9 protein-coding genes and 2 pseudogenes are annotated in these 10,652 nt (G+C 58.3%); 4 read left to right on the forward strand and 7 right to left on the reverse strand.

The annotated features are described in order from the left end of the window. The first annotated feature begins 118 nt into the window (after nucleotides 1-118). The 3 genes from ACE3UG_RS17095 to ACE3UG_RS17105 are packed head-to-tail and all read left to right on the forward strand — an operon-like array spanning nucleotide 119 to nucleotide 2,684. A complete protein-coding gene (locus tag ACE3UG_RS17095) occupies nucleotides 119-802 on the forward strand; it encodes a LuxR C-terminal-related transcriptional regulator (protein ID WP_374626036.1) in 684 nt (227 codons plus the stop codon). Beyond that, entirely contained in the window at nucleotides 799-2,088 is a 1,290-nt protein-coding gene (locus ACE3UG_RS17100) for an MFS transporter (protein WP_374626038.1), read from the forward strand. The genes ACE3UG_RS17095 and ACE3UG_RS17100 overlap by 4 nt, the downstream gene beginning before the upstream one ends. Continuing rightward, a complete protein-coding gene (locus ACE3UG_RS17105) occupies nucleotides 2,085-2,684 on the forward strand; it encodes a thiamine phosphate synthase (RefSeq protein WP_374626040.1) in 600 nt (199 codons plus the stop codon). The genes ACE3UG_RS17100 and ACE3UG_RS17105 overlap by 4 nt, the downstream gene beginning before the upstream one ends. Nucleotides 2,685-2,869: 185 nt before the next feature. Here the strand turns inward: ACE3UG_RS17105 and ACE3UG_RS17110 are convergent, their stop codons facing one another. Continuing rightward, nucleotides 2,870-4,108 (reverse strand): MFS transporter, encoded by a 1,239-nt coding sequence (locus ACE3UG_RS17110; RefSeq protein WP_374626042.1) that lies wholly within the window; start codon nucleotides 4,106-4,108, stop codon nucleotides 2,870-2,872. Beyond that, nucleotides 4,105-6,066: an IucA/IucC family siderophore biosynthesis protein gene (locus ACE3UG_RS17115; protein WP_374626044.1), complete on the reverse strand. Its 1,962-nt coding sequence runs from the start codon at nucleotides 6,064-6,066 to the stop codon at nucleotides 4,105-4,107. The genes ACE3UG_RS17110 and ACE3UG_RS17115 overlap by 4 nt, the downstream gene beginning before the upstream one ends. A 423-nt stretch (nucleotides 6,067-6,489) precedes the next feature. Between ACE3UG_RS17115 and ACE3UG_RS17120 the strand changes: the two genes are divergently transcribed. Further along, nucleotides 6,490-7,542 carry a diguanylate cyclase gene (locus ACE3UG_RS17120; protein WP_374626046.1) on the forward strand — a complete coding sequence of 351 codons (1,053 nt, stop codon included), beginning with the start codon at nucleotides 6,490-6,492 and terminating at the stop codon, nucleotides 7,540-7,542. Here the strand turns inward: ACE3UG_RS17120 and ACE3UG_RS17125 are convergent. From ACE3UG_RS17125 to ACE3UG_RS17145, 5 genes and pseudogenes are all read right to left on the reverse strand, one after another. Then, nucleotides 7,523-7,882, reverse strand: a complete 360-nt coding sequence (locus tag ACE3UG_RS17125) for an IS3 family transposase (protein ID WP_374626048.1) — start codon at nucleotides 7,880-7,882, stop codon at nucleotides 7,523-7,525. The genes ACE3UG_RS17120 and ACE3UG_RS17125 overlap by 20 nt on opposite strands. A gap of 204 nt (nucleotides 7,883-8,086) precedes the next feature. Beyond that, complete coding sequence (locus ACE3UG_RS17130; RefSeq protein ID WP_374626050.1) at nucleotides 8,087-8,308, reverse strand: helix-turn-helix domain-containing protein; 222 nt, start codon at nucleotides 8,306-8,308, stop codon at nucleotides 8,087-8,089. Between the two features lie 91 nt (nucleotides 8,309-8,399). Then, the gene (locus tag ACE3UG_RS17135; protein ID WP_374626052.1) at nucleotides 8,400-9,878 is read right to left on the reverse strand and encodes a hypothetical protein; all 1,479 of its coding nucleotides are present in this window, start codon (nucleotides 9,876-9,878) and stop codon (nucleotides 8,400-8,402) included. A gap of 139 nt (nucleotides 9,879-10,017) precedes the next feature. Continuing rightward, nucleotides 10,018-10,233, reverse strand: a pseudogene (locus ACE3UG_RS17140) (IS3 family transposase); the annotation flags it as partial. A gap of 12 nt (nucleotides 10,234-10,245) precedes the next feature. Next, nucleotides 10,246-10,521 (reverse strand): annotated as a pseudogene (locus ACE3UG_RS17145) (transposase); the annotation flags it as partial. Nucleotides 10,522-10,652 lie beyond the last annotated feature (131 nt).

The raw sequence follows: 10,652 nt of genomic DNA on the forward strand, positions 1-10,652 counted from the left end.
GCGTTATCCGAAATTTCCCACATACAAGACGCAACGACTCGCTTAGATTTTTGTGCAGCATTCTTTGACAGCACGAGATCTGTTTCTTGATCACCACCAGCGAGGTAGGTTCGTCATCGTGAAATCAGAAAGCGCAATTCTCAGCTTCATCAACAACTTCCCGGTTTCCGCAAGCCTGAAGGATGCGCACACTGGAAAGTACATCGCCAACAACACGCACAACTCCCTACAGTTCGGGGTCAAGGATCCCAAGGACATTGAAGGGCTGACGATAAAAGACATCAGGTTTCGCCAGACCGAGTGGGGAACGCAGTATGCGAAATCCATAGAAAAGCAGGATTTTTTAGTGCGCGAATATCGGACGAGCGTTACGCGCAGGAGGGTGTTTCTGGACGACTCCGGGGACGTCGAAATGGAGAAAATGACGAAATTTGCGATAACGGGCGTCAGAGGAGACGTACTCGGCATCGCAACCATTCGACATGACATCACGCGCACACTCGCGCCCCTCAACATTTTTCAGATCAATAGAGAGTTCTATCCTGCGGCAAGCGCGATAGAGCGCACGATGATCTTCCTGGATATCAGAAGCTACTTTATTTCCCCCCCGACGGAGGCGCAGTTCCGAGTACTTCTATTGAGGGCCGAGCGCCTGACCAACAAGGAGATTGCCAGGTTTCTCGGGATCTCGGACAGAACGGTCGAATGCCACAGCGACGCCGTTCGAAACAGAATTCTGAACGACAGTCTTCCGACGGTGCTGGCACGCGCACGGGGGACGGCGGAGCATGGCCCAAATTGAATCCAATTCTGAAAGTGGCGTTCACGGCCAATCTTTTCGAGTGGTACGAGTTCTCGCTGACCGCATTCATGGCGCTCGAGATCGGACGGCTCTTTTTTCCGGCAACGGACGACAAGGCTGCGCTCATGCTGAGCTTCACTGTGTTCGCCAGCAGCTACCTCGCCAGACCCGTCGGCAGCGTCTTCTTCGGATACTTTAGTCACAGGCGAGGCACGGGTTCGGCCCTGAGATGGAGCATGGTGGGAATGGCCGTGCCTGCGGCATTAATTTCGTTTCTCCCCACCTACGAGTCAATCGGATCTGTGGCAACCGCATTACTTCTGGGACTGAAGATCATTCAGGGGTTTTGCGCAGGTGGGGAATTGCCACTTACCGGCTATTTTGTCTCCTTGAATACACCGCGGAAGTACCGGGGCATCTATTGCGCAGTGTCCGTGGCGAGCGGATTCTTCGGCATGTTGTTGGCGTCCGGCGTCGTCCTGGCACTTCCGCACGCGGCCTCGCTACTATCCCCCTACACCAGCATGGGCCCTGCCAAATTCGTGCCCGACGCATGGAGATGGCCATTCCTGATCTGCATCCCGTTGTCCGTGTTTGTCTATCTGACCAGAACATCGATGAATGATGGCCAACGTCGTCGTAAGCGCGCATTGCCACGCCAACGCCCCGTGGCGCCACTTCTGCAAGCATTTTCCCTTGTGGCATTCATGGAGATCGTCATTTATTCATTATTCGTTTGGATGCCTGCGTATTTGCATGCTTATCTAGGCGTATCAAAATCGGATGCCGGCACAACCAACACAATAGCCCTCTTGGCTTTTTCGGCATCGATGATAGGGGCAGGGTATCTGGCCCGCTTCGTTGACGCTACGGTTCTTGTCTTCAGCGGAGTATCGTTAATTTCGGTAGCCTGCGCGCCGCTGTTCATCGCCTTGCAGAACGCTTCACTCCTTGCGCTCATTTCTGTACAAGTCGCATTCGGGATCTTGGCGAGCTGTGTCGTAGGCGTCATTTTTGTGGTGCTCCCCGACCTATTCAGAGACAACTGGGGGAGCTTCGGCATGGTAGTGACTTACTCCGTTGCCACGGCAATGTTTGGCGGCACCGCGCCGATTGTGTGTGCGTACTTGATCAGCGCTACCCAAGTGTTGATTGCACCCGCCCTCTACATTCTGGCAACCGGAATGGTTGCAACGCCGGTCGCATGTAGCCTCATGCGACGACGCGGACGATGGCCAACTGCTTCCAACGGGGACATTTTGACGCCCACCCTTGAGACACGATGACAAGCCTCAGCGACTTACCGACCCAGTATCTCATCACGCCTGAGCCACCCCACGGTGAGCCGTTGGCCAACTTTGTCGCAGACTTGGATCGCTCGTTGGCGGCAGGCATCCGACTCGTGCAACTACGCGCAAAGAGCGTAACGCCACCGCAATATGTTTGGCTTGCGGAACAGGTTTTGTGTTGCTGTCGACGCCACGGGGCCCGCCTGCTGCTCAACGCACCGTCCAGCGTAGCCATCGCCTTACATGCCGACGGCGTGCACCTCACCAGCAAGACGCTGATGGCCTGCAAGACTCGCCCCATGCCACCGGGTTTCCTGGTTTCAGTAGCCTGCCATGATGCGCATCAAATACGACATGCCAGTCAGGTCGGCGCAGATTTGATTACGCTCTCCCCTGTTCTTCCCACGAAGACTCACACAACCGCAACGCCACTCGGATGGGCCCGGTTTCGTGAGTTAGCGGCGCTTACGTCGCTTCCCGCGTATGCGCTGGGAGGAATGTCGCCCGACACCTTGGATGAGGCAATCAAATCGGGTGCGAATGGCATCGCGGCCATTAGATCTCTTTGGGCGGGCATTGTTGAGAGATCGTAGTTGAGAGTGCTTTCGGTTCGCGAGGCATGCATCCTCCTTGGGCGCATGTAATTCCCGAAGCACGAAGTTCCTGGCAAACGCTGCTGCCGCCTTTGCCGGTCACACCGACTGCTGCAGATCGTAGATCTTGCGTGACCTGTGGACGCGGCCTCTCGGATATCCTCACACTCGGGCGATGGCGACGCTTAAGTGCTTCGCGTCGTCAGGCGCGCCTGACCTGCGGCCGCCCGAACTGCCCCCCATCGGACGCCCAGCAGAACCACGAGTGCCACGCCGTACACGCCAGCCATGGCGACAAAGCCCGCTTGCCAGCCGAACAGGCCGGTCGAGACAGCCGCCACAACAAGGCCGATCAGGGCCCCAGCCTTCGCGGCACTGCTGCATAGTCCCAGTGCAAGGCCCTGGCGGTCTGTCGGACTGGCTTCGGCGACCAGGCTATTGAGCACAGGCAGCAGGCCGCCGAGGCATAGCCCCCACGCCAGGCGCGCTGCGATGAAACCCATCTCGCTCTGTGCATAGCCCTGCCATAACGCTGTTGCCACACAAACGATGGCCAGCGCGCAAACGCGGTTCAGCGTGAGGTGGATCGGAAGGTGAGCGAAGCGCTTTGCCCACCGGCGAGCCGATAGCGCGAGCGTGACTGCCGTGGCGCTGTAAGCGGCGCCGGCCAGCATCACCGACCCGTGCAGCGTCTCGGTGATGTACGGTACGAGAAAACCCTGCGGCATGATGCGCGCAGCTTGCACGGCCACGGTACCGAGCAGCAGGCCGATCACTAGACCGCTCAAACCTGTGGATTTCGGAGAAGATTCTACGGCGACATTGCTTGACGCTCCACGGCTATGCGTGGCACTGACCGACGGCAGGCACAGCATCGCCAGCGGAATGCAAGCCAGAATGATGGCCGCCCCCGTCGCGTTGGCTAGCCGGAAACCCATCCAGCCCACCATCCATGCGCCAACCGGCGGCGCCATGAAGCTGGCACAAGCCGTGACTGTCTGAAGGTCAGCAAAGACGCGGCGGTTCATATCTGGTGGCGCTACACGTATGGCATAGATTTGCGCAGCTGCCAGAAATCCGGCCAACCCGCCCTGCAAGGTACGCGCCAGCAACACACTGACCGCAGAATCGGCATACACCGTCCACAGTTGAGATACACCCAGTGCGATCAGCGCTCGCACAATCATCGGTTTGGGACCGACCCGGTCGGCTAGGCGTCCCCACCACGGCGCGGTCAACAACGTCGCAGCCATCGGGGCAAAGTACACCGCGCTGACCACCCACGCGAACGGCACATACGGCACAGGCGTGAGTTCTCGCAGAAACAACGGCCAGAACGGGCCAGTCATCTCCATCGCCCCCATCGACAGCGCTTGGATAATCAGCAGCCACCGGAGGGCACTGACATGTGATGACGGGCTCATGCCGGCACTTGTGCGGCGAAGGTCGCCAGCGGATTGGGCAGGGCAGCGTGCATATCGTCCGACTGATCACGCAAGCGCATGCGGACAAAGGTCTTGAAGGTCCATGGCGCTTGCAGTAGTGCGTGATACTCGTGCGCCCAGGCATCGGCATCTACCGTTCCCCGGTGCTGTTCGAACACTTCATGCATCGCGTCACGCCACAGGCGCATACCTTGCACACTGCCGTGGTCAGGGAACAGCGCAAGCGCGAGTTCGCCAATGTGGCACAGCAGGAAAGCGTGGATCAATTTCTTGCGCGGGATAACGCGGTCGGGGTATGTGGTATGGCCCGTCCGGAACGGCGATATGGAGAAGCCCTGCGCCTCCAGCGCAGGCAGGGCAATCTTGACATCGCCAAAGTCACGCACAACCAGCCGTTGCGGCATACCTGCCTCATCGATCACAACGAAGGTGTTTTGCTGGTGCGCTTCGAGCGCGATGCCGTAGCGCAGATAGAGCCCGAGGATAGCGGGCATCGCTACGCGCAGATAGGCGTCGAAGAAGCGTGTGACTCGTTCGACACGACTACCGTGCGCCTGACGCGCGAGCACGGTGTCGAGCAGCAAGGGGGCGGAGGCGTGCGTCATGTCGGCGGTGAAGTCCGGCGTGAACAGCGCCCCCACCGGCAGCAGGCGTTCGTCGGCGGCAATGCGCGTTGTCGGATTGTCACGTACGATCATCGACAGATGGCGCGCACGATCGTCATCGTCGATCAGGTGCAGGCCGTGGCGCTCGGGCACGATCGACAGCACGCCGGCCAAGCGCGCGTCTGCCACCAGTATCTGCTCGAGCAGTGCGCTGACGCGCGGCCCCATCACGGCGGATTTGGGAGACACGGTGCGTTCCACGCTGGTGAGTCGCATGCTGACGGGCAGCTTGAGCATTGGACCGCCAGGCGCATCGGTAGCGGCGACGGTGCGAAACGACATGGTGGGACGTGTAGCGATGCCGACATCAGGCAGGAATATCAATTCACCAGCGGCCAGCTCGGGGGCAAAAACCTCCTGTAGCGTCGCATCGCGCTGCCACGGGTGCACGGGCAATGGCAGCCACGCTTCGGGGGCGAGTCGGTGTCGAACCAGCGCGCGACGGAACTCGGTCATTGCCTCGGGGAAGGCGCTGGTGAACCATGTGATGTATGGCTGCGTGCCGTCCATTGTCGTCACACTCACGCGATGCGCCGCCACAGCGACAAGGCCAACCTGAATCTGCGCTTCGAACTCAGGCGATAGCGAGATCACCTGTCCGGGCGTCAGCCCCAGGCGTGTTTTATGCGCCGGGTGCCAAGGGTGTCCCCCGGTGCCCCATTGCTCTGTACGCGCCAATGCTTTGGGGTTGCCATTACCCGCGAGCAGGTCGAGGGCGTCTCGGGCCCCAGTGGCGGCACGCTCGGCCGCCAGTCGATCGCCCCAGACTTGCCGATACGCTTGGCACAGCGTGTCGTTGTCTTGACTGTTGTCGAGTTCTACCGAGAGCCGGGTGATGGCCTCCAGGCGCTCTACCCCGGCATTCTTCGTGTCCAACAACGGGCCAAGGTAGTGAAGAAGGTTGGAAGGTCGCTCGACCGGATGAGGCGGTTCATTTTGTGTGAGGGCGAATACGTCACCACCCAGGACCCAGCTGCCGAGCGCCCCTGAGCGAAGGCCGGTGAAGCACAGTTGTACGCGCTGCTGTCGGATTGGCAAGAGCGTAACGTCGGCCCCCGTATCGACAATCAACTGGTCGGGAAGGAGCAGCGCTTCCCGAAACAAGGCCTGCAGCAGGCGCGAGAACACACGTCGACGGGCCATTTGCTGCGCGTCGCGCCAGTGCGCAGCACGAACACCGGTTTGTGCAAACTCGGGGGGGATCTCGAGGGACAGAGCGTCGACTGCGGCAACAGACATTGCCGGGGCGGTGGAATCAGCTTGATGTTGCACGATGGCTCCTATGGAGAATAAGCGGGCAGACAAGCGACGGCTTGGCCTGCGACGCAAGGACTTGAGTAGGGACCGCTCGAGAACCGGACTGGCTGGGTTAGGGTGAACTGCCTTACCTGAGGCTGATGAAATAATTGGCAACCACGCCGTTAGCACTTGATGTATTCGTTCGTATTTTATTGCAAATGCGTCTCATTATCAATATAGCGATATTTCAACCGTGTTTTGTCAGGCACTTCTCGGTTTCTATTTGGAACACGGCAGGGTGTATTGACCCAGTGAAAACCTGCTCACGTCATCGTTGAGGAAAGACGGCGACGCGGTTATTTTCTTGGACTACCTCCAGTCAATCGATCCTCGTGCTGCGCTCAAGGCTCTGCTGTACCTGCCGATAATGGATTTACACGGTATTGGAAGATCACGATGAGCCACGAAGAAAAGGATCCAGCTTTCAGTTCGCTTCAGGCAGCATTCCTGCGACACGACGACAGCCTTGTGTCGTCCGGGCACCAGCCCGGCGAGGACGACCCCGCTGTTTATCGCACGCTGCTCGAGTCAACCCGAGCGATCCCGTGGAAGATCGACTGGGCGACAATGCAGTTCACCTATATCGGCCCGCAGATAGAAGAACTGCTTGGCTACGCGCCGTCGACGTGGAAAACGGTCGAGGACTGGGCCGCGCGCATGCATCCGGAGGACCGTGAGGCCGTTGTGGAATTTTGCGTCGCGCAGTCGCAAGCGGGCACCGATCACGAGGCGGACTATCGCGCGCTTACTGCGGACGGCGGGTACGTGTGGATTCGCGACGTGGTCCACGTCGTGCGCAAAGAGAATGGTGACGTTGATGCGCTGATTGGCTTCATGTTCGACATCAGCGAACGCAAGCGCACCGAGGAACGGCTGGCGGAACTTCAGCGCGAACTGGAGCGGCTCTCGTTGTCCGACAGTTTGACCGGGGTCGGCAACCGTCGCATGTTCGACACGGTCGTTGCGCGCGAGTGGGCGAGCGCAGCGGCGTCGAGCAAACCGCTTTCGCTCGTGATGGTCGACATCGACTTCTTCAAGTCGTACAACGATTATTACGGCCATCTTCAAGGCGACGAATGTCTGAAGCGTCTTGCGCGCGTGCTCGGCGAGACAACCGGGCCGAACGCGTTCCTGGGCCGGTTTGGCGGCGAAGAATTCGTGCTCGTGCTCGCCGAAACCAACGCCGATGACGCCGTCCGTGTCGCGGAGCGTTGCCGCACGATGATCGCGGAGGAAGCCATCGCGCATCTGCGCTCCCCGCACGGTCAGCGAGTCACGGCGAGCTTCGGTGTAGCCACCGTTGTGCCGACCGGAGACATCGACGTCACAACGTTTATCAATCTGGCGGATGCACAGCTCTATCAGGCAAAAGATCAGGGACGCAACCGAATCGCGGCGGTGGACCGGGCAAGTATCGGCGGCGAAGGATTCAAGCGGCAGTCGCGCTGATCCACTTCTCGTTTGGGCCCGACGCGGTGAATTCACGATTGAGCAGGTTCGGCGCGGCCTCGCCGACCTCGCCCTGGTACGACCGGAGCTTCTTCCGGCGCACCCTCGACCTGATTCCCAATTCGTTCATGAGGCGCTGCACCTTCTTGTCATTGGCTAGCTCGCCATCACTGCGGATAGTCAAGGTGATGCGACGATAGCCATACAAGCCGCGATGTGCAGCATAGACAGCCTGAATCTTCGCCTTGAGCCCACCATACCGATCTGGGGTGGCCAACGCTTTGACCCGATAGTAGTACGTACTGCGTGGCAACCTCGCCGCCTGGAGAAGATCGGTCAAGGGGAATTCCTGCCTCAGTTCAAGCACTATTTTGGCTATTTCTGCCGCGCCAACTTCTTTGCTGGCACCGAAACATCCCGTCCCGACGGACGCTTGCTCTTTAGCGAACGGAGCTCTCCCCGTGCTTTCTGTTGTTGCCACATCGTGATGCTGTGCGGATTGCCGATATTGTGAATGGCAGCCAGCTCTCGACAGGAAAGGTTCTCAGCCACGCCCCCGATGCACCACCTCAAGCTTGAACTCAACGGTGTAAGCACAACGCTGCCGGACGAGCCCAGCGTTACCATGGTGACGATATGCCGCGACCCATCGCCTCACCATGCTTTCTGCAGTACCGAATTTCGCCGCAAGGAGCTTATAGCCCCCTTTGTCAGCGAGGTACTCGCGAACCACCTTCTCCTTAAGCTTTACATCGAATTTCCTCACGGAACCTCCAAGGTCGTGTCCAACGCTCGAGGGTCAGTTCAAAGCCGGGGCGATTCAGTTGGCAAACGCTTGGTACGCCATACGTGGAACGTTATATTCCCTCACGTTCCGAACATGCCGAATTAACCTCCGATGACCAATAGTCCCGATAGGCAGCGGGATCGGAAGCCTTCAGGGCTGCCCGCAAGCGATCGCAGGAAATATTTGGGCCGACAGCGGCCGCTGCGTGCTTTGAACCATTTTCATACAGCAATTTGAACACGTGGGCGATCTGCTCGTCTGCGACAGTTGCGTTTTGAGAGATCATCGCAGAAATGATATGTGCCACTAATCCGCGTTCTGTGTTCCGAATAGACGATAACTCCCGCGAGAGCGCCTCTGTCAGCAGGGCATTGCTCCCACCATAGGGCTCCTTTCTGTCAAACTCTCTCCAGTGGACCAGACCACTGTCCGAAATTGACTTGAGTTCACTGATAGGGCTAAAGCGAAAGATGTATTCGCCAAGCTCGATATCGCCTACTTCCGCCTTCAGGCTGTATTCGCGGACGCGAAGTCCTCTGATCAATTCATCTGTGTTGCCCAAAAGGGCATAAGCGGCCGCGGCCAGTCGAGGAGTCAGCTTGTCACCGTGTTGCAACAGAAGCCGAACGGCCGGCGCATTTCCCGTTTTGACGTACTCGTCTGCGAGCGTGCCGTAACGTCGGTCACAGCGTGAAGAAGCTCCGATGTCGACCGATCTCGCGCAGAGAAGCTCTGGGAACCGCAAGATTAGAAACTCGACTGCCGCACGCGATTTTTCCCCCTCCTTGGGGGCGTCCAGTCCATCCAATAGCTTAGGCAGGGGATTCTGGCCCAACAGAGCGTTTCGACGCGGGTCCAATTCAGGCGCCGGCCTCACCTCGGATAGAAATGCCATCATCGCGGGAAGATTATGTTGCGCAATAGCGATTCCTACACCTGTATTCTCCGCGCTTGCGTATGGAGATGACTGAACGGTTGGCGAGTAAAAGGGATCGATACCGGCGTCCGGAATCCGATGCCAAGTGGTAGCGTCAAGAGGATGTTTCAGTACCGTATGGAAAAAATCTCTTCGCTCGAAATCGTCCATTTTGGCCCACGTCGCACGAAGTTTCACGAGGTCGTTTGCACGTAGTGCCTGTGACGATGCATCGATCAATTGGGAGCGGAGCATGTCGCGATACTGCCGTTGATAATGCGGTGACGCAACAGCAAGGGCGACCACAAAGATGGGCCATGCGAACCACTGATGGATGAACCCACTATTGCCGCTACGTTCGATGCTGTGCCGAGATATCGTGTAAGCCCCTACGCCAGCCAAGCCGGTAGCAAACGCCATCATGGAATGCTCATAGTCAGACAAGGAATTTCCAAGCCAGAACCAAAGCACCCCGACAATGAGTGATTGGGGGACGAAGCTGATCATCGCGGCATACCCGGCGCTGTCGCGCAGAATGCTGCGCGCGAGAATCCACACGGATGCCGCAGCCCACAGGTATGGCCCACTCAAAATGGCAACAACAAACAGAATGTCAAACCATGAAAGCGTCATTAGGATTCCAAGTCACTTTTTATCCCATCGCTGAGCCTACGTCGGCATTACCGACCGTCGCAACCCTCCCTCTCCAGTAAGAAAAGAGGCGGCCGTGATTTTAGCTCCCCTCGGTTTTTCGCCTTCCAGCGGCCCCGAGTTACGTAGCCGCATCCTTGGTCAGCTGAACTTTGATCCAATTCCGAAGGAACTGCTCCGGAGAAGCAAAGCCGAGCGACGAATGACGACGACTGCGGTTATAGAACACTTCGATATATTCGAACAGGTCGGCCTTCGCGTCCTGGTGCGTTCGGTAGCACGTGGCGTGCACCCGCTCGTTTTTCAAGCTATTGAAGAAGCTTTCCGTCGGGGCATTGACGCTCCTATGTCAAGAGAGTCGAGACGATTCGGCCAAATCAGCCCGGATGAGGGGGTACAACTCGCGGACGATATAGCGCTTCAGGCAGCGATGGATTTCTTTGTTCGACATGCCTTCCTTTGTCCGACGATCAACGTAGGCCCGGGTTCGTGGATCGCTGCGCATCCGAACCATGGCAATGGTCCATAGGGCATTGTTCGCGGACCGGTCTCCGCCTCTGTTCAGTCGATGTCGGACTGTTTTGCCGGACGATGCCTGCAAGGGGCTCGCACCACAGAGTGCGGCAAGGTGTTAGCGCCGATGTAAAACTGACCCACTCGCCGAAGTAAAACTGACCCACCTGGGAGAGGATGGCGGCTTTTGCCGCCGATGCTGACTCAGGAGCAAGCAGTGGAAATCAAGGTATTGGCAAGACG

The organism is Pandoraea sp., from assembly GCF_041919235.1.
GTDB lineage: Bacteria > Pseudomonadota > Gammaproteobacteria > Burkholderiales > Burkholderiaceae > Pandoraea.

Excerpts from the sequence above, each read along its gene's own strand:
- ACE3UG_RS17120 (WP_374626046.1), top strand. The coding sequence starts at position 6,490 with ATGAGCCACGAAGAAAAGGATCCAGCTTTCAGTTCGCTTCAGGCAGCA.
- ACE3UG_RS17105 (WP_374626040.1), top strand. The coding sequence starts at position 2,085 with ATGACAAGCCTCAGCGACTTACCGACCCAGTATCTCATCACGCCTGAG.
- ACE3UG_RS17135 (WP_374626052.1), bottom strand. The coding sequence starts at position 9,878 with ATGACGCTTTCATGGTTTGACATTCTGTTTGTTGTTGCCATTTTGAGT.
- ACE3UG_RS17110 (WP_374626042.1), bottom strand. The coding sequence starts at position 4,108 with ATGAGCCCGTCATCACATGTCAGTGCCCTCCGGTGGCTGCTGATTATC.